Source organism: Methylorubrum sp. GM97, assembly GCF_024347855.1.
In the GTDB taxonomy this organism is placed as follows: Bacteria; Pseudomonadota; Alphaproteobacteria; order Rhizobiales; family Beijerinckiaceae; genus Methylobacterium; species Methylobacterium extorquens.
In genome coordinates this window covers 2,737,833-2,756,788 of sequence record NZ_AP025942.1, presented here as the reverse complement: position 1 = coordinate 2,756,788, position 18,956 = coordinate 2,737,833, and the positions used below count along the sequence as shown (strand labels likewise).

Here is an 18,956-nt window from a genome sequence, read left to right as displayed (position 1 = left end):
GTTGGTTCGGTCGTGGAAGCTTTCGCTCAGTAGGTCTTGTGCAGCTCGGGCTGGAGGCCGTGCACCTCGCCGCCGACCTTCTTCCAGACCTGCTTCTTCACGTAGAACAGCAGACCCGCCAGGACGAAGAGGAACAGGATCACCCGAAGGCCCAGGGACTTGCGGGCCATCATGTGCGGCTCGGCCGCCCAGGCCATGAAGGCCGACACGTCGCGCGAGTACTGGTCCGCCGTCTCCGGGACGACGGGTTCGCCCTTGTCGTTCTTCGGATAGGTGAGCTGGCCGTCGCTGAGCGGCGGCGGCATCGCGATCACGTGGCCGGGATAGTACTTATTGTAGTAGCCGCTATCCGGCATCGTGAAGCCCTTCGGGGCCTCCTCGTAGCCGGTCAGGAGCGCGTGGATGTAATCGACGCCCTGCTCGGAATAACCGGTGAAGGGCAGCGCATCGAACACGAAGAGCGGGAAGCCGCGCTCATAGGTGCGGGCCTTGGCCAGCACCGAGAAGTCCGGCGGCGCCTTGCCGCCATTGGCCGCGGCGGCAGCCTTGTCGTTCGGGAACGGTGACGGGAAGCGATCGGCCGGACGGGCCGGGCGCTCCTTCTCGGCACCGGAATCGTCGAGTTCCTTGACGCTGTAGGTCTCGGCGAGCGCCTTGACCTGCCCCTCAGTGAAGCCGGGTCCGCCCGGCTCCGCGAGGTTGCGGAAGGCGACCAGCCGCATGGAGTGGCAGCTCGCGCAGACTTCCTTGTAGACCTGGAAGCCGCGCTGGAGCTGCGCCTGGTCGAACCGGCCGAACATGCCGGCGAAGCTCCACTTCTCCCGCGGCGGGTTGGTGCCGTGTCCGTCCTCGGCCAGGGCCGAGCCGGCGCCGAGGGAGGCCGCGAGTAGGGTCGCGGCGAAGAGGCGTGCGATGCGCATCGTTGTTCTCTCCCTCGGGCCTTAGGCGCGCTTGGCCGGTTCGGCCGCAGCACCCGCGGGCATGCCGGACCCGCTCACCTGCTTGCCCGGACCGGTCACGGTCTCGAGGATCGAGCCCGGCAGACGGTCAGGCGTCTCGAACAGGCCAACCAGCGGCATGACGATGAGGAAGTGGGCGAAGTAGTAGATGGTGCAGATCCGCGAGGCGAGGACGTAGCCGCCTTCCGGGGGCTTGGCGCCGAGCCAGCCGAGGATGATGGCGTTGACCAGGAAGACCCAGAAGAACACCCGGTAGACCGGACGGTAGTTGCAGGAGCGGACCCGCGAGGTGTCGAGCCAGGGCGCGAAGGCCAGGATCAGCACCGCGCCGAACATCAGGATCACGCCGCCGAGCTTGTCCGGCACCGCGCGCAGGATCGCGTAGAAGGGCAGGAAGTACCATTCCGGCACGATGTGCGCGGGCGTCACCGACGGGTTGGCCGGGACGTAATTGTCGGCGTGGCCGAGATAGTTCGGCTGGTAGAAGATGAACCATGCGAACAGGATCATGAACACCACCACCGCGAACACGTCCTTGATGGTCGCGTAGGGGGTGAAGGGCACGGCGTCCTTGCTCGACTTGATCGGGATGCCGGCCGGGTTGTTCTGACCCGTCACGTGCAGCGCCCAGACGTGCAGGACGACGACGCCGGCGATCATCCACGGCAGCAGGAAGTGCAGCGAGAAGAACCGGTTGATGGTCGGGTTGCCGACCGAGTAGCCGCCCCAGAGCAGGCTCTGGATCGTATCGCCGACGACCGGGATCGCCGCCAGGATGTTGGTGATGACGGTGGCGCCCCAGAAGCTCATCTGGCCCCACGGCAGGGTGTAGCCAAGGAAGGCAGTGGCCATCATCAGGAGGTAGATGATGACGCCGAGCAGGTAGAGCACCTCGCGCGGGGCCTTGTAGGACCCGTAATAGAGGTTGCGGAAGATGTGGGCGTAGACCGCCACGAAGAACATCGACGCGCCGTTGGCGTGCGCGTAGCGCAAGAGCCAGCCGTAATTCACGTCGCGCATGATGTGCTCGACGCTCTCAAACGCGTTGCCCGCGCTCGGATCGTAATGCATCGCCAGCCAGACGCCGGTGATGATCTGGATGCCGAGGAAGGCGATCAGGATCGCGCCGAAGGTCCAGAAGTAGTTGAGGTTACGCGGAACCGGGAAGGCGACGAAGGACGAGTGCACCAGCCCGACCAGCGGCAGCCGTGACTCGAACCACTTCGCGAGGCGGCTCTTGGGTACGTAGGTCGAGGTCGCGTGTGCGCTGCTCATCGGTTTGCCCGCTCCGGCTTCTCGTGTCCTGTTGTCAGGCGACCGCCTTGCCGCCTTCTTCGCCGATCTTGATCTTGGTATCGGACTCGAAGGCGTAGGGCGGAATCGGCAGATTGGTCGGCGCCGGGCCGCGGCGCACGCGGCCGACAGCGTCGAACTGCGAGCCGTGGCAGGGGCAGGACCAGCCCTCGTAATTGCCGGAATGGCCGATCGGCACGCAGCCGAGATGGGTGCAGTTGCCGTAGCTCACAAGCCACTGATCGTGGCCCTTCTTCACCCGCGTGTCGAAGGCAGCCGGGTCGATCATCTCGGAGAGCGGCACGGCCTTCATGTCCGTGACTTCCTTCTCCGTGAGCTTGCGCACGAAGATCAGCTTGCCGCGCCAGAACACGTTGACGATCTGGCCGTCCTGGATCGGGCTGAGGTCCACGTCGAGCGGCGCGCCGGCCGCGACGGTGGCCGCATCGGGCGCCATGGAGGCCACGAAGGGCCACGCCACCGCGCCGGCCCCGACGGCCAATCCCGCGCCTGTCGCGAGGAACAGGAAATCTCGCTTGGTGCCCTGAGGCCCTTCGTCCGCCAAGGTGGTCCTCCCGTCAGCCGCCGCGCCGAGCCTTTCCGGGCAGCACTCCGGCGATTTCGCCCGCGCGCACCTTGAAGGCTTTCAAATTCGAAATCTGACGCAACGGCAGACACCATCGCGCCGGGGCAATCAATGCGACCGTGGGTCACCGGATTACCGTTTGGGTCGCGCGGCTCTGTGACATGGCAGATGCGAACATGTCTAGACTGCTGCGCTTGAGCGCTGTGCAGTGCCGCAACGTTCCCGATCGATCGTTACCCCGGCGCACCATTCGAACGTTTCGGCCTCCGTCGGGGCCGGCCCAACACGGTGGCCATGGGCCGATGCGCAAGGTCGCAGGCCGCGGAGCGACCGCTCCGCTTTCTTTTCTCCGGCCTCAAGCGCCGGCGACCGCCTCCGCGGCCTCAGGCTGCCGCTCCGCTCGATGCTTTTCAGGACCGAAGTCCTGAAAAGCCCGCTCCGCGCCGCACTCTTCGCGCGGCGAAGCCGCCCAAGCGGCTTCGGGCGCTTGCACCGCCGAAGAGCACGGGCGTAAACGACGCGTCTTGAGGAGTTTTTCGATGACCGACCGCCAGCCCGGCTTCAACACCCTCGCGATCCACGCCGGCGCGACCCCCGACCCGGCCACGGGCGCGCGGGCGACGCCGATCTACCAGACGACGAGCTTCGTCTTCGACGACGTGGACCACGCCGCCTCGCTGTTCGGGCTCCAGGCCTTCGGCAACATCTACACCCGCATTACCAACCCGACGAACGCGGTGCTGGAGGAGCGCATCGCCGCGCTCGAAGGCGGCACCGCCGCGCTCGCCGTCGCCTCGGGCCACGCCGCCGAATTCCTGACCCTGCACGCGCTGATGCAGCCGGGCGACGAGTTCATCGCGGCCAACAAGCTCTACGGCGGCTCGATCAACCAGTTCAATCACTCCTACAAGAACTTCGGCTGGCAGGTGGTCTGGGCCGACACCGACGATCCGGACTCGTTCGAGCGCGCCATCACCCCGCGCACCAAGGCGATCTTCTGTGAAAGCATCGCCAATCCGGGCGGGGTCATCACCGACATCGCCGCGCTCTCGGTGATCGCCAAGCGTCACAACATCCCGCTCATCGTCGACAACACGATGGCGACGCCGTACCTGATCAAGCCGTTCGAGCACGGCGCCGACATCGTCGTGCATTCGGCCACGAAGTTCCTCGGCGGCCACGGCAATTCCATCGGCGGCCTCATCGTCGATGGCGGCACGTTCCAGTGGCAGGGCGATGCGCGCTACCCGATGCTGTCGGAGCCGCGGCCGGAATATGCCGGGATGGTGCTGGCCGAGACCTTCGGCAATTTCGGCTTCGCCATCGCCGTGCGCGTGCTGAGCCTGCGCGATCTCGGGCCGTCGCTGTCGCCGTTCAACGCCTTCCTGATCCTGAATGGCATCGAGACACTGCCGCTCCGGATGCAGCGCCACTCCGACAACGCCCTGAAGGTGGCGACCTTCCTCAAGAACCACGCCAACGTCGATTGGGTGAGCTATCCCGGCCTGGAGAGCGACCGCTACCACGCGCTCGCGCAGCGCTATACGCCCAAGGGCGCGGGTGCCGTGTTCACCTTCGGCCTCAAGGGCGGCTACGAGGCCGGCGTGAAACTGGTCTCGAATCTCCAGCTCTTCAGCCATCTCGCCAATATCGGCGACACCCGTTCGCTGGTGATCCACCCAGCCTCGACCACGCACCGCCAGCTCACGGACGAGCAGAAGCGGGCGGCAGGCGCCGGCCCCGAGGTTGTGCGCCTCTCGATCGGTATCGAGGATGCGCAGGATCTCATCGACGATCTCGACGCCGCCCTGCGGGCGTGAGCCTCACCCCTTGCGGGACAGCGTCAGCGCGTCCCGTAAGTCCTGCGCGTCGGTGAGGAGCCGGCCGTCGCGGCGCATCCGCGCCAGCAGCGCCCGGTCGGGAAAGCCGCGATAGGGCAGCACCGGAACGGTTCGACCCGCGGGAATCGTCCCCTCGGCGGCGATCTCGCCGAGCACGCGATCGACCAGGAGGCGACCGTGCTCGTGCAAGTGCACGGCGGCGCGCGTGGCTGTGGTGCCGTCGGGCAGCGCGACCGCTTCCTGGGCCAGGATCGCCCCGGCATCGATCGCGGGCGCGAGGCGGTGGACGGTGACACCGAACTCCCCCTTCCCGTCCGCCAGCGCGTGAATCGTCGGCACGGGGCCGCGATGGAGCGGCAACAGGCTCGGGTGGAGGTTGATCCCGCCGAGCCGCGAACGCGCGAGCGTCGCCTCGGATAGAATCTGGTCGAAGTGGAAGGTGACGATCAGGTCAGGTGCGTGCGCCGCAAAGGCCTGGAAAACCTCGTGGCCATTCACATCATCGACCCGCAGTGTTGGAATCCCGAGTTGGTGACACAAAGCGGCGAGCGGCGTGGCCTCGGGCTTCTCGCGACTGCCGGCAAGGCGCTGGGTGAGAGGCGCGAGCGGGCGCAGCAGGTCTGGCAGCCCGAAATTGACGCCGAGATAGGGCAGGAAGCCGGGGCCGGACCGGGCGAGATGCTGCCGGACCTGACCGACGAGCCCACCCGTCGCCGGTCGCTCGGCATTGGAGAGGCCGACGAAGGCGATCGCCGCCGCGTGATCCGCCACGAAGCGACGCACGGCCCGGGCGTTCGGCAGCGCCTCCAGCGCGAACAGGGCGATCCGGAGGGGCGGCATCAGCGCCGCGGCCGGTTGCGGAAACGGAAGCCGCTGAGACCGGCGCTGCGCAGCCATTCGGGCACCAACAGCGCACCACGGGCGAGCGCGGCGAGGATCGCCGGGAAGGCGATGACGTCCTGGTCACGCTCCAGCCCTTTAGCGATGCGGGCGGCGGCCTCGTCCGCCGACATTTCCAGGGGGCGCCAGCCCTTGATGACCCCGCCCATCGGCGTCTTGACGTAGCCCGGCGTCACCACGCTGAGGCGCACGCCGAGCGGCTTCAGCTTCTGGCGGAGCGCAAGGCCGTGAGCGAGGAGCGCCGCCTTGGCGCCGCTATAGGCCGGTGCGTCGGGCAGCGGCGCGTAGGCGGCCAGCGAGGAGATCAGCGCGATCTGCCCCCGGCCGCGCCCGCTCATCAGGGTCACGCAGGGCAGCATCACGTTGAGCGCGCCGGTGAGGTTGATGTCCGCCGTCTCGAAGGCCGTCGCCTCGGTCTCAAGGCCGCCGGACGGGTGCCCGCCATTCACCGCAGCGTTGACGATGACGAGGTCGAGCGGCGTCGCCGCGTCGGTCTCGCGGATCCAGGCGCCGACCGCCTCCCGCTCGCGCACGTCGATCAGCCGCGTCAGCACCGCGGCCCCGCGCGTCCGGCACTCTTGCGCCACCGCCTCCAGCCGCTCCCGATCGCGGCCCGTGAGCACGAGGCTCGCACCGGTCCCGGCGTAGTAGCACGCGAGGGCTGCGCCGATGCCGCTGGAGGCGCCGGTGATCAGGATGACGGGCAAGGAGAGGAGGTCTTTCCGCTGAGGAGCCGGGTCGTGACCGTGTCGAAAGCCGGCGGTCAATAGGCGGGGGAGAGGTTTCCGTCGCGGCCGGCCTGCTCCAGCGTGTCGCGCGCGGCAGCCAGCGCGGCAGGCGGAAGCGCCGCCTCGAGACGCGGCACGGCGCCGGCCACGGCCCGCTCGATCGCCGAGCGGGAGAAGTAGCCGCCGTTGATCTGGGTGCGGTGCATGACGACCCGGAAGAAATCCTGCATCAGCGCCGCGTCGGGTGCCTGCGGGGCACCCCAGAACGTGTCGATGTCGCCCTGATGGGTCAGGCCCGGCATGTTGTAGACCGCCGAGCCGAAGGCCAGCGTCGGCCGTCCGCGCTCGAGGGCGAGCATCCCGACGGTGGAGTTCACCAGCACGACGCCACGGCTGCCGTCGATGAGCTTGGGCAGGTCGCCGCCGTCGATGAAGTCGAGCCGGTCGTTGCAGCCGTGGCGCTTGGCCGATTGGCGGGCGCGCTTGCGCCAGTTCATGATGCCGCTGTCGAGCGGGTGCAGCTTCACCAGCAGCCGCGTCGGCGCCTGCGAATGCTTGGCGAAGGAGGCGATCACCCGGTCCATGAAGCCCTCGACGCCGAGGAACGGCGAGTGGACGCGGATCTGGTAGTCGCTGTCGAGCTGGAGCGGCAGCAGGAAGTAGTCGGCGTTGATCGCGTGGTAGATCTCGTTCACCCGCGCGGCCTCGCGGCGGGTGCGGCGGCGGCGCACGAACTTCCGGATCCAGCCGGCATATTCGGCGGCGATGTGGTTCGGCCGGTGGGTGCGAAAGCCCGGATAGAGGTACGGAAAGCCGATATTGGCGATGTTGAAGCTGATATCCCACAGGCTGCGCCGGCCCATATCTCCGGTGAGCGGCATGGCCCGGCCGGGCTGCGGCAGCTTGCGCGCCAGCTCCCGGATCTCCTCCGCCCGCTTCGGCAGGGTCGAGTTGCCGTTCACCCCGCCGGCCTCACACGTGATCCAGTAGGGCCGGATGTAGCCCTCCTCGAACACATGGATGCGCACGCCCATCGGCTTGGCGACGAGCACTGCCGCCTGATGGTAGGGCCGGCAATCGCCGAACAGCACGATGTCGGTGACAGCGTGCGTGCGGATATAGGCTTCGAGATAGGCGTCCCAGCCGTCGCGCTTGCCGCGGTAATGGTCGGCGGGAAAGGGCCAGAACAACCAGTCGCCGGCCGAGAAATTGATGCGGCGAACCCCGTGGCCGCGCTCGCGCAGGGCGCTGCCGAGGACCGAGAAGAACGGGGAGGCGATCCCCTGCAGAAACAGGAAGGTGGCGGCGCGGGGGCCTATGGCATGTGCACGAGGCTGCGTCATTCCCAGGCGCTCAATCCCTAGTCGTGAAGCGGTGCGCGTTGCGTCATCTGGCCAAACGCCTCTCACGATAGTCCCACGAACGACAACCGCTGCGCGAGGCGACCGGGAGAATTTGCAGCCTCCGTTGCCGATCGATCACGCCACGACTGTGACGATCGGTCGAGGCACCTCTCGCGCCAGATTGCGGCTCCGTTGTGTCCGGTGCCAATCCATCCCCGGAAAAGTGCGTTCTTCACAGCCGTGGCCGAAGCGCGCCGTACCGCCGGTGTCGGCGCATAGGAAGTTTCAGCCCATGCTCGGACCGGCCTGGGCCCAGGACGAGGCTTGGGCTATGGAGCAGGCCCCGCCATGATCGACCGGCCATGACCGACCTGCGCCCCATCGAGCCGCAAGGCGATACCGGGCTGCCCCGCACCTACCTGCCGCTCGGCCGGACGGTCCGGCTTCTGCGCGCGCAGATCGAGGCGGCAACGGGTGCATCGCTGACCTTCCGCTCCCCCGGCCCGCCGGCCCTGTGGTCGGCGACGGCAGCCGACGGCAAGGCGGTTCTGCGGGTCGCGCCGGGCCCGCTCCTCAGCCCCTACGATTCGCCGGAGACCGGCCTTTCGAGCCTTCGCCTCAGCTATGCCGGCCGGCCCCTCGGAGGCGAGCCCCCTTCCCCGGACTTCGGCGACCTACTGCGCGCACGCGGCCTCGCCGGCTGCAACCGCTTCGCCCGCTCGCTTCCGGATGGAGCGGCCGATCTCTTCTCAGGGCAGACGCGGCCCAGCCTCGCCCTGATTGATCCGCAAACCGCCGCGTCGGGCGCGACCCTGCGAAGCTTCCTGACGCGGCTTCTCGCCGAGAATCCGGGGACGCGCTTCGTCGCCGCCGGCCCCGACGGATGCCCGCGTGACGGCGCGCCGACCGATCCGCGGCTCACCGTGATCGCGGGCCCGGTCGATCCGTGGCTGCTGTTTCCGCTTACGGCGCGCATCCACGTGGCGCGGTGGGACGCGGCCTGCGAGGCGGCGCTGGCCGGCTTCGAGACCCATTGCCCCGACCCTGCGGCGGGCCCGCGCCCGGCGGATGCGGCGGCGTTCCTGGCGCTCCGTTACGGCACCGGCGTGCACGGCTTTGATCCGTGGACGCGCCGGCCGATCCCGCTTGCGGATGCGGTGGAGCGCGTGGCGTGGCTGCGCGACCGCTTCCTCGGCAATGACCGCCGCGTCGTCCTCGTCGGCGTGTCCGGCTGGAAGCGCGCCGCGCTCGATGTCTTCGCCACCGGGCCGGCGGGACCACCACTCCACACCATGATTGCGGACGAGGCGGTGGCGCTCGCTCGCGCGCAGGGCGGCCGGGTCCAGGCCTGGGCGACCCGCTGCCCGGAGCAGCTCCCGCGCCTCTGTGCGGAGGCCGGCTTGCCCTTCGCGCGGATCGAAGACGGATTTCTGCGCTCGGTCGGGCTCGGCGCCAGCCTGGAGCCGGGCGCCTCCATCGTCGTCGACGATCTCGGCATCTACTACGACCCGCGGGTGGAGAGCCGGCTGGCCCGCACGCTGAAGGAAGCCGAGTTCCCAGCCGGGCTGACCGCCCGCGCCGCCGCCTTGCGCGAATCGATCGTGGCGCGGCGCCTGAGCAAGTACAATGTCGGCCTCGAAGGCGTCGGCGAGGACTGGCCGACGGACCGGCGGATCGTGCTGGTGCCGGGCCAAGTCGAGGACGACGCCTCGGTGCTGACCGGTTCGCCGCAGGTGCGCGGCAACCTCGCGCTGCTGCGGGCCGCCCGCGCCCGCAACCCGGACGCCTTCCTGCTCTACAAGCCGCATCCCGACGTCGAGGCCGGGTTCCGTCCCGGTGCGATCCCGGAGGAGGAGGTGCGGCGGCTCGCCGACCGTGTCGTCGGCGGTCTCTCTATTGTCGACCTGCTCGACCGCTGCCACCATGTCGAGACCATGACCTCGCTGGCAGGCTTCGAGGCGCTGATCCGCGGGTTGAGCGTCGCCGTCCACGGCCGCCCCTTCTATGCCGGCTGGGGCCTCACCGAGGATCTGGCACCGGGGGCCGACCGCGGTCGCACGCTGTCCCTCGACGCCCTGGTGGCGGGTGCGCTGATCCTCTACCCGCTCTATCTCGATCCGGTGGCGATGAAGCCATGCACGCCCGAGCAACTGCTCGACCGGCTCAGCGAGGCCCGGGCCGCCGCGCCGCCCTCGCGTCTTGCCCTCGGCGCGGTCCGTCACGCAACGATGCGGCTGCGCTACGCCCTGATCAATCCGGTCATCCGCCGCCTGCGGGCCCGCCGCGGCGTGCGCAGTGAATCCGGCCGCTGAGACAGCATGAGCCTCACGACCTATTTTGTGCCCCTCGCGGTCGCACTGACCGGTGCCTTCGCCATCGAGGCGGCGGCCTCGCCGCAGCGCCCGAGCCTCCGGCCCGGCGATCTGGCGATCCGGGCCGCCGGCTACGCGCTGATCACGCTGTTCTGGTTCCAGTTCTCGTGGCGGCCCTGGCTCGCGGCCTCCTCTTGCCTGCTGACGCTCGCCATCCTCTCGGTGGTGGACCGGCTGAAACGCCGGGTGATCGGTGAGCCGGTGGTGTTCAGCGACCTCGCGCTGCTCGCCCAAGTGCCGCGCCACCCGCAGCTCTACTACACCCTGCCGCTCACCGATCTGCGGATCGCCGGGCCTCTGCTGCTCGCCGTTGCCACCGTTGTCTCTTGGTACGTCGTTGAACCCGCCGCTTTGCCGAGCGGGGCGGGCGCATCCATCCTCACGATCCTCGGCCTGCCGGTGGCGCTGGCGGCTCTCGCGCTCGCGGGCCTGACGCCGCTCGGGCAGCGGGCGCTGCGCCGCATCTTCCCACACCCGAACCTCGCCCGCGACGTCGCTCGCTACGGGCTCGTCGCGACGATGATGGGCTACGCGCTGCGCCGCCTCGGCGAGGATGATGCGCGCCCGGTGCCGGAGCGTAGCGAAGGCAGCCCCGACGACGAGGTCGTCGTCGTGGTCCAGCTCGAATCCTTCCTCGATCCCGCCCGCCTCGCCGGTCCGGATCTCCCGGCGATGGCGCGGATCCGGGCGCAGGCGGCGCAGTACGGCCGCCTCGCGGTCCCCGCGCATGGCGCCTACACCATGCGCTCCGAGCACGCCGTCCTCACCGGCCTCGACCCGGAAAGCCTCGGCTTCGGCCGCTACGACCCCTATCTCGCGCGCAAGGGCGAGGAGCCGACCAGCCTCGCCCGCCTCGCCCGCGCCGCCGGGTTCGAGACGGTGTTCGTGCACCCCTTTCACCGCGACTTCTTCGACCGGGCTCGGGTGTTTCAGCGCCTCGGCTTCGAGCGCCTCGTCATGGAAGAGGATTTCGCCGGCGCGCCTCGGATCGGCCCCTATATCGGCGACGTCGCCGTCGCCGACCGCATTCTGGCGGAGGTGGCAAAGGGCCGGGGGAGCACAAAGGGCCGCACGTTCGTGTTCTCCGTCACGATGGAGAATCACGGCCCCTGGAAGCCGGGCCGGCTCACGGGCGTCGACGAGCCGCTGGCGCAATACCTCCACCACGTCGCCCATACCGGCCAAGCGATCGAGCGGCTGATCGACGGACTCGCCGGGCGGCGGGCGACGCTCTGCGTGTTCGGCGATCATGCGCCCTCGCTGCCCGACCTCCGTCCGCCGGAATCCGGCCCGATGGCGACGGACTACGCGCTGTTCCGTTTCGGCCGGGACGGCTCGCCCCCTGCCCGGATCGATCTCACCGCGGCACAGCTCGGCTGTGTCCTGCGGGACGCCGTCACCCCGAAACGTTGAGGATTTGGGGGATAAGCGTAGCCGTGCCACGGTGGTGACGCATTGCTGCGTGAGCCCTCGCCGGCCGTCGGCGCATCGTACGCGTCAATCAAGCATCAGGCCGGGGCCCGTATTCAATGGATCGCAGTGACTGCGTGACGATCGGAAAAGGGACGGACGTGGCTCTGCGCCCCGCCTCGACCCGGATGGAGTCTCCGATGAAGTGCGCTGCGGCCCTGGCAATCCTTGCCGCTGCCCTCGCCCTGCCGGGATGTTCGGTCCTGCCGGCCGCGGGGCCGACCACCTCGGCGATCGAGAGCGGCGCCGACGTCGCCACCGCCGAAGGTCTGTTCGCCCGCTACGAAATCATCGACATCACCCCCGCCCTCGTCGAGGCCCTGCGCACCCGCCCCCTCGACAGCCTCCTCGTCACCTTCGGCGACCATCGCCCCTCGGTCGAGCCGGTGATCGGCGTCGGCGACTCGGTGGCGGTTCAGGTCTGGGAGGCCGGTGCCGGCGGCCTGTTCTCCGGCCCGCTCGTCTCTGACCGCTTCTCCGCCGGCTCCAAGTCCGCCACGATCCCTGAGCAGGTGGTCGGGCCCGATGGCGGCATCACCGTCCCCTATGCCGGCCGGATCAAGGTCGTCGGACGCCGCACTCAGGACGTCCAGGCGCTGATCGAGACCGAGCTCGCCGGCAAGGCGATCCAGCCGCAGGTGCTCGTCTCCGTCACCAAGCCGGTCTCGCAATCGGTCACCGTCTCCGGCGAGGCGGCGATGGGCAAGCGCGTGCCGCTGTCGGGCCGCGGCGACCGCCTGCTCGACGTCATCGCCCAGGCCGGGGGCGTGCGCACCCCGGTATCCGAGACCTTCGTGCGCCTGTCGCGCGGCAACCGCACCGTCACCGTGCCGATGACCACGGTGGTTTCGAACCCACGCGAAAACATCTTCGTGCGTCCCGACGACACGCTGACCCTGGTGCGCGATCCGCAGACTTTCCTGGCCGTGGGCGCGCTCGGCAACACCACCGAGGTGCCGTTCACGGCGGACGGGCTGACGCTGTCGCAGGCGCTGGCACGCGCCTCCGGCCTGCGCGAGTTCCAGGCCGACCCGGCGGGCGTGTTCATCTTCCGCTACGAGCCGGCGGCGGTGGTGCGGCGGCTGCGGCCGAACTCGCCGTTGCTGTCCTCACCGCAGGTGCCGGTGGTGTACCGAGTGAACCTGCGCGACGCGCAGGGGATGTTCCTGACCCAGAGCTTCCGAATGCGGAACCGCGATCTCGTCTATGTGTCGAGTTCGCCGTTCGCGGAGCTCGGCAAGGTGCTGAGCGTGTTCTCGACCGTGGCCTCGCCCATCGCGGCCGGCGCCTCGATCTACACCGTTACGCGGTAGAGCATCGTCCCGAAAGGTGGCCATCGGCTTTCGCAAAAAGACGATGCAAGAACGAAAGCCTAGCGCATCGTCCGGGTGGCGCGTGGGTGCGGATGGACCGTACACGCCCCCTCCCCTGCGAAAGTCCGCCCCGTTTCGTCGAGATCGCGACTTGCCAAAGGCCCAGCCGGCGTCATTCCATGCAGCGAAGGTGATGTCGGATGCGCGACCGTGCCGGTCCCGAGACGGGAGCCGATACAGGACGGCCGTCCTGACAGACGACAACGGTCCGGACCGGCAGACCTTGGCAAAGGGGCAGCGGGCTGGGAAAGAGGCGCCATGACGGTCCGACGCCCCCTCGCCCTCGGTTCGGCCTCGCTCGCGCTGCTGGCCGGGCTCCTGCTCTCGGCTGTTCCGGCCATGGCGGAGGTCAAGGTCGGCGTCGCGGTGCCGCGCACCGGCCCCTACGTCACCGTCGGCGCGCAGGTGCTGCGCGGCGTCGAGGCGGCGGCGCGGGACGCCAACGCGAAGGGCGGCATCAACGGCGAGCCCATCGTGCTCGACGTGCAGGACGATTCCTGCGATTCGAATCAGGCCGTGGCGGTGGCCAACCACTACGTGAACACGGGCGTGCGGCTCGTCGTCGGCCATGTCTGCTCGAACGCGTCGCTCGCGGCCTCCGATGTCTACGCTGCCAACGGAATCGTGATGATCACCGCGGCCTCGGTCGCCGCCAAGCTGACCGACCGCGGCCTACCGACGATCTTCCGGGTCTGCGGCCGGGACGACGACCAGGCCAAGCTCTCGGCCGCGATCCTCGCCGAGCGGTTCCGCGACCGGCGGATCGCCATCCTCAACGACCTCTCGCCGGCCTCGCGCACGCTCGCGGCGGCGACCAAGGACAACCTCAACCGTATCGGCGTCAACGAAGCGATGGCGGCGGCCTTCCAGCCGAGCGATGCCGATGACGTGGCCCTCGCCGACCGGTTGAAGGCGGCGAATATCGACGTGGTCTATTACGGCGGCGACGCGCAGGAGATGGGCCGGCTGGTCCGCATCGCGGCCGAACGGGGCTTTCGCCCGCAATGGTTCGGCACCTCGGCCATCGCCACACCGGATTTCGCCAAGATCGCCGGCCCTGCCAGCAACGGCGTGCTGATGACCTTCTATCTCGATCCGAGCCGCAAGCCGGAGGCGCAGGGCGTGGTGGCCGAGTTCAAGGCGCAAGGCGTCGAGGCGGACGGCTCGATGATCTACGGCTATGCCGCGCTCCAGGCGCTGGTGGAGGCCGGCAACTTCGCCCACAGCACGGAGCCCGCAGCGATCGCCAAGGCCCTGCACGGCGAGCGCTTCGATCTGGTGCTCGGCCCTGTCGGCTTCGACTCAAAGGGCGACATCACCGCCCAGGGCTACGTGCTCTACGTCTGGCGCGACGGCAACTTCACGCCGGCCAAATCGAATTGAGCAAAATGAACTGAGGCGGAACGTCAGTCCCGCAGGGCCGCATCCACCTCGGCGCCGCGGCTGAGGTCGCGCATCACCCCATCGAGATGCGGGCGCTTGCGCAGTTGCAGCGCGTGAAGGCGGCGCACCGCCTCGCTGAGGCTGCCCTGCCTCCCGAGCATCTCGTCGGCAAATGCGATCATGCGCGCGTTCGGCCACGCCTTCTCCCGCTGGGCGTGGAGGCGGGCGATGAGGTCTTGCGCCGGCGTGTCGGGCTCGGCCTCGGCGAACAGCGTCGCGAGCGCCGCGGTCGAGCGCGAGATGCCGACATGGCAGTGGACGAGGATGTGGATCTCGCCGCCATCGGCGATGACGTCGCGGCCGAAGGCGAGGATCTTCTCGACGTCCTCGCGCTCCGGCAGGACGACGCCCGGCGCCGGCTCGATGGCGTCGTGGAAGCGCAGGATGGTGCGCCGGTGGGTGCCGTAGGCGCCGAACGCCTCCGGGTCCGCACGATCGGGATCGAGGATCGACAGGACGTGGCTGACGCCGCGGGTCTGATGCTCGACGAGTTCGTCGAGGCCGCAGACGGTGTGGAGGTGGAGCTTTTCGGTGTTCACGCCGAGCCTGCTATCACGCCGCGCCGCGCGAGGCGACGGGGCCTGCCCCGGTTTCCGGATGGCGGGCTTCACGTGTATGGCAACGGTCTGCCCACGGAAGGGCGGCCGAGCGATCGGGACGAGCCGGGAGATCCATGGAAAAGTCCGTGCCAAAGTCCGTGCAACGCCGCGCCCTGTTGACCGCCGGCCTCGGTGCCGGATTGAGCGCCGCCGGATCGCTGGCGAGCCCGGCCCAGGCTCAGCAACCGACGCCGGAGCTGCGCTGGCGCCTGACCTCGGGCTATGCGCGCAACCTCGACATCCTGTTCGGTGCCTCCGAGAGCCTCGCCAAGGCGGTGGCCGAGGCGACCGATGGGCGCTTCCAGATCCAGGTCTCGGCCGCGGGCGAGTCGATCCCCGCCGACGGGCTGCTCGACGCGGTCGGAGGCGGCAAGACCGAGATGGGCCATGCGCCGGCCAGCTTCGGCATGGCGAAGAACGCTGCCTTCGCCCTCGCCACCGCGATGCCGTTCGGGCTCAACGCCCGCGGCCAGAACGCGTGGTGGCTCCAGGGCGGCGCGGCGGAGCTGTTCGCCGAAATCTTCGCCAAGAACGGGTTGGTGGCGTTGCCCGGCGGCAATACCGGGGCGCAGATGGGCGGCTGGTTCCGCAAGGAGATCAAGACGGTCGGCGACCTCCAGGGGCTCAAGCTGCGCATTAGCGGGCTCGGCGCCACGGTGCTGGCCAAGCTCGGGGCGGCGGTGCAGACGACGCCGGGGCCGGAGATCTACGCCGCGCTGGAGAGCAAGGCGCTCGATGCGGCCGAATGGATCGGCCCGCACGACGACGAGAAGCTCGGCCTCCAGAAGGTCGCGCCGATCTACCATTATCCCGGCTTTTGGGAGGGCGGCGCCCTCCTGCACTTCTGGATCAATGCCGACGCCTGGAAGGGCCTGCCCAAGACCTACCGTGCCATCCTGCAGGCGGCGGCCGCGCAGGTGAATGCCGATGTCCAGGCCCGCTACGACGCGCGCAACCCGCAGGCCCTGCGCCGGCTCGTCTCGGGCGGCGCGCAGCTCCGCCCGTTCCCGCAGGAGGTGATGGAGGCGGCCTTGAAGGCGTCGAACGAGGTCTATGCCGACCTCTCGGCCAAGAACCCGGACTTCAAGCGGATCTACGACGCAATGAAGACCTTTCGGAACGAGGAATACCTCTGGTTCCAAGTGGCCGAGTACACCTACGACAACTTCATGATCCGCGCCCGCGCCCGCGGATGATCGGACCTGAACTTAAAGCGCATTCCGACGAAGTGGTCACCGGTTCGTCGAAAAAATGCGCGTCAAAACAAGGACCGAGAGGCGCCGGCCTGATGCAATCCGGTCGGATACGGCTCTAGAACAAAAAAAAGCCGCCCCTAAGGGCGGCCCGAAGTCTAGGGAGGAAACGCCCAAAGAGGGCAGCGGGAGGCAGACGCCGTCTGCGTTCCCGCAATGCACAAAATGATCTTCGCTCAGGATTTTGCAAGTCGCTTCGTCGGCAATGATCGCGTTTGCGCGTGTGGAGGCACACGTCGGCCGAGGTCTGTCACTCAAATGCCGCAGACGATTTCGAGGCCCGGCCGCAATGAATCGCCGCGGCCTATGCAGTAAACGGGGCCGCGCGCATTGTTTTCGCGCACGCCAGATCATTGAACTGTTTAGCGATTTCTGATCCGCGCCGGGCGACGCCCGGAGGTGGAGGGCGCGTCGGGCCCGAGCCCGATGCAACGTTCTTCGCCCTGATGCATTCCCTGCCCCGAACGGGACGTCCGACCCGCGGAATCAAGGCGGGGCCCGAATCGGCGCGACCGGCCGCCTCGGCGGAAACGGACCGAATAGAAGCTGCCGAGACGGGGCGTTTTCGAGCGATGGCGATCCAACCGGCCCGCATCCGGGTGCTGAACGACGTGAAGCCGCGCGAGGGCGCCGGTTACGTCCTGTACCTGATGCAGCAGGCCATGCGCGTCCCGTTCAATCCGGCGCTGGAGCTGGCGATCGAGGAAGCCAACCGCCTCAAGCTTCCGCTCCTCGTCTGCTTCGGCCTGCTCGACGGCGCCAACGGCTTCCCCGAGGCCAATGCCCGGCACTATTCCTTCCTGTTGCAGGGGCTCGCCGACGCGGCCGCCGCCCTGGAAAAGCGTGGCATCGCCTTTCTCCTGCGTCGGGCAACGCCGGCCGAAATCGCCATCGATCTCTCGGCAGACGCCGCGCTGCTGGTGCTGGATCGCGGCTACCTCGCGATTCAGAAACGCTGGTACGGCGAGATCGAACGGGAGGCGCAATGCCGGATCGTTCAGGTTGAGGGCGATGTGGTGGTGCCGCTCGAGACCGCCTCGACCAAGCACGAATACGCCGCGCGCACCCTGCGCCCGAAGCTCCGGAAGCTCTGGGACGACTATCTCGAACCCGTTGAGCCGCGTCAGGTCGATCACCCGGCCGAAGGGCTGATAAAGCGGCTGAAGTTGAAGGATGGGCTCGACGCCTCGGACCCGGAAAAGCTTCTCGCGAAGCTAGCCCTCAACACCACGGTCGGTCCGGTGAAGCGCTTCCGCGGCGGCTACACCGAGGCCGCCGGCCATCTGAAGCGCTTCCTCGAGCACGCCTTCGCCGGCTACGGCGCCGGGCGCAACAAGCCGGAGGCCGGGGCGGCCTCGCATATGAGCCCCTACCTGCATTTCGGGCACATCTCGCCGGTCGAGATCGCGCTGGCGATCCGCGCCGCGAAGGACGCCGACGATGACGACCGCTCGGCTTATCTCGAGGAGCTGATCGTTCGGCGCGAATTGGCGATGAACCACGTCTTCCACACGCAGGGCTACGACGATTACGCCCGCGCCGTGCCCGACTGGGCCCGCAAGACGCTGGCCGAGCACGCCGACGACCCGCGCCCGAAACTCTATTCCGAGGAGGAGTTGGCGGAGGGGAAGACCCACGACCATTACTGGAACGTCGCCATGCGCGAGATGCGCGAGACCGGCTACATGCACAACCAGCTCCGCATGTACTGGGGCAAGAAGATCCTCGAATGGTCGCCCTCGCCGGAGGAGGCGTTCGCCCGGACGCTGCGACTCAACAACCGCTACTTCCTCGACGGGCGCGACGCGAATTCCTTCACCAACGTCGCCTGGATCTTCGGCCTGCACGACCGCCCGTGGCAGACCCGCCAGATTTTCGGGAGCGTGCGCTATCAGAGCGAGAACTCGCTCAGGAAGTTTGACGCGAAGGGCTATGAGCGAGCAGTGACACGGCTGTGCGAGGCGGAAGAAGGCTGATCCTTCAGCGTTTCAAACACCCCATCAGCCCATCCACCTGACCCATCCGGCTCTGGATGCGCGCCGCGATCGCCCGCACCCCGCGGGTCGGCTTGCCGGCGCTGCGCAGGATCGGGTTCGGCAGGACGGCGGCGAGGAGCGCGGCCTCGTTGCGGCTCAAGTCGCGCGCGCTCTTGCGGAACCAGTGACGGGCGGCGGCCTCGGCCCCGAAGATGCCCTCCCCCCACTCGGCGACGTTGAGATAGATTTCCATGGTCCGGCGCTTGCCCCAGACCGCGTCAGCCATCACCGCGAGCGGGATTTCGAGGCCTTTGCGGATGTAGGAGCGGCCGGGCCAGAGGAAGACGTTCTTCACCGTCTGCATGGTGATGGTCGAGGCACCCCGGCTCGGGCCCTCCTCGTCGTCCACCACGTCGCGCAAGGCGCCCCAATCGACACCGTTATGCAGGCAGAAGCGCTGGTCCTCGGAGGCCATCACCGCCTGGACCAGAGCCGGGGCGATCGCTTCCAGCTTCACGCTGTCCCGCTGCGCGCCCTGGAGCGTCAACCAACGGCCCAGCATCAGGGTTGAGGGCGGGGTCGCCACGCTATAGACGAGCGCGAGCGTGAGCGTGAAGGCAAGAATGGCAATGGGAGCGAGCGTGATCAGGGTGGCGGCGCGCCGCAGCCCGGTTCGACGCCTCGGGGCGGGGTTCCGCGGCGCGGGGGTCCTCGCGAGGGGCTTCGGCGAAGGAATCCTCCGCAGGTCGCGCCCGTGCCGTTCGGCTTCACTCTCCTCCGGCACCGCCACGTCGCGTCCGCCCCTCCCCGATCCAGGCCC

General features: G+C 68.7%; 15 protein-coding genes. 7 read left to right on the top strand and 8 right to left on the bottom strand.

Annotated elements, in window-relative coordinates; translation table 11 throughout:
- Positions 1-26: 26 nt before the first annotated feature.
- Genes MSPGM_RS12665 through petA form a run of 3 tightly spaced genes read right to left on the bottom strand, consistent with a single transcriptional unit; the run spans position 27 to position 2,817 of the window.
- Complete coding sequence (locus tag MSPGM_RS12665; RefSeq protein ID WP_003597351.1) at positions 27-920, bottom strand: cytochrome c1; 894 nt, start codon at positions 918-920, stop codon at positions 27-29.
- Between the two features lie 21 nt (positions 921-941).
- Positions 942-2,234 (bottom strand): cytochrome b, encoded by a 1,293-nt coding sequence (locus MSPGM_RS12660; RefSeq protein ID WP_003597348.1) that lies wholly within the window; start codon positions 2,232-2,234, stop codon positions 942-944.
- 34 nt (positions 2,235-2,268) lie between these two features.
- Positions 2,269-2,817 (bottom strand): ubiquinol-cytochrome c reductase iron-sulfur subunit, encoded by a 549-nt coding sequence (petA, locus tag MSPGM_RS12655; RefSeq protein ID WP_012253951.1) that lies wholly within the window; start codon positions 2,815-2,817, stop codon positions 2,269-2,271.
- A gap of 560 nt (positions 2,818-3,377) precedes the next feature.
- Between petA and MSPGM_RS12650 the strand changes: the two genes are divergently transcribed.
- A complete protein-coding gene (locus tag MSPGM_RS12650; protein WP_003597343.1) occupies positions 3,378-4,658 on the top strand; it encodes an O-acetylhomoserine aminocarboxypropyltransferase in 1,281 nt (426 codons plus the stop codon).
- 3 nt (positions 4,659-4,661) lie between these two features.
- Here MSPGM_RS12650 and MSPGM_RS12645 read toward each other — a convergent pair whose 3' ends face one another.
- From MSPGM_RS12645 to MSPGM_RS12635, 3 genes are read right to left on the bottom strand one after another with little or no spacing between them, the layout of a single operon-like run.
- The gene (locus MSPGM_RS12645; RefSeq protein WP_003597342.1) at positions 4,662-5,519 is read right to left on the bottom strand and encodes a methionyl-tRNA formyltransferase; all 858 of its coding nucleotides are present in this window, start codon (positions 5,517-5,519) and stop codon (positions 4,662-4,664) included.
- Positions 5,519-6,286 carry an SDR family NAD(P)-dependent oxidoreductase gene (locus MSPGM_RS12640; protein WP_261925660.1) on the bottom strand — a complete coding sequence of 256 codons (768 nt, stop codon included), beginning with the start codon at positions 6,284-6,286 and terminating at the stop codon, positions 5,519-5,521. The genes MSPGM_RS12645 and MSPGM_RS12640 overlap by 1 nt, the downstream gene beginning before the upstream one ends.
- A 56-nt stretch (positions 6,287-6,342) precedes the next feature.
- Positions 6,343-7,650, bottom strand: coding sequence for a capsule biosynthesis protein (locus MSPGM_RS12635; protein WP_003597340.1), 1,308 nt, complete (start codon positions 7,648-7,650; stop codon positions 6,343-6,345).
- Positions 7,651-8,012: 362 nt separating this feature from the next.
- On the opposite strand from MSPGM_RS12635, the gene MSPGM_RS12630 reads away from it, so the two are divergent.
- The 4 genes from MSPGM_RS12630 (at position 8,013) to MSPGM_RS12615 (ending at position 14,248) form a co-directional block, all read left to right on the top strand.
- A complete protein-coding gene (locus MSPGM_RS12630; RefSeq protein ID WP_003597339.1) occupies positions 8,013-9,962 on the top strand; it encodes a capsular polysaccharide biosynthesis protein in 1,950 nt (649 codons plus the stop codon).
- A gap of 6 nt (positions 9,963-9,968) precedes the next feature.
- A complete protein-coding gene (locus MSPGM_RS12625) occupies positions 9,969-11,435 on the top strand; it encodes an LTA synthase family protein (RefSeq protein ID WP_003597338.1) in 1,467 nt (488 codons plus the stop codon).
- A 197-nt stretch (positions 11,436-11,632) separates the two neighbouring features.
- The gene (locus MSPGM_RS12620) at positions 11,633-12,805 is read left to right on the top strand and encodes a polysaccharide biosynthesis/export family protein (RefSeq protein ID WP_012752876.1); all 1,173 of its coding nucleotides are present in this window, start codon (positions 11,633-11,635) and stop codon (positions 12,803-12,805) included.
- Positions 12,806-13,123: 318 nt separating this feature from the next.
- Complete coding sequence (locus MSPGM_RS12615) at positions 13,124-14,248, top strand: branched-chain amino acid ABC transporter substrate-binding protein (protein WP_003597335.1); 1,125 nt, start codon at positions 13,124-13,126, stop codon at positions 14,246-14,248.
- A 23-nt stretch (positions 14,249-14,271) separates the two neighbouring features.
- On the opposite strand, the gene MSPGM_RS12610 is transcribed toward MSPGM_RS12615, so the two are convergent.
- Positions 14,272-14,847, bottom strand: a complete 576-nt coding sequence (locus MSPGM_RS12610; RefSeq protein ID WP_003597333.1) for a tyrosine phosphatase family protein — start codon at positions 14,845-14,847, stop codon at positions 14,272-14,274.
- A gap of 134 nt (positions 14,848-14,981) precedes the next feature.
- On the opposite strand from MSPGM_RS12610, the gene MSPGM_RS12605 reads away from it, so the two are divergent.
- Positions 14,982-16,103: a TRAP transporter substrate-binding protein gene (locus tag MSPGM_RS12605; RefSeq protein ID WP_003597331.1), complete on the top strand. Its 1,122-nt coding sequence runs from the start codon at positions 14,982-14,984 to the stop codon at positions 16,101-16,103.
- 629 nt (positions 16,104-16,732) lie between these two features.
- A complete protein-coding gene (locus MSPGM_RS12600; RefSeq protein ID WP_003597329.1) occupies positions 16,733-18,136 on the top strand; it encodes a deoxyribodipyrimidine photo-lyase in 1,404 nt (467 codons plus the stop codon).
- Positions 18,137-18,140: 4 nt separating this feature from the next.
- On the opposite strand, the gene mtgA is transcribed toward MSPGM_RS12600, so the two are convergent.
- Positions 18,141-18,926, bottom strand: coding sequence for a monofunctional biosynthetic peptidoglycan transglycosylase (mtgA, locus tag MSPGM_RS12595; protein WP_003597327.1), 786 nt, complete (start codon positions 18,924-18,926; stop codon positions 18,141-18,143).
- Between the last annotated feature and the right edge of the window lie 30 nt (positions 18,927-18,956).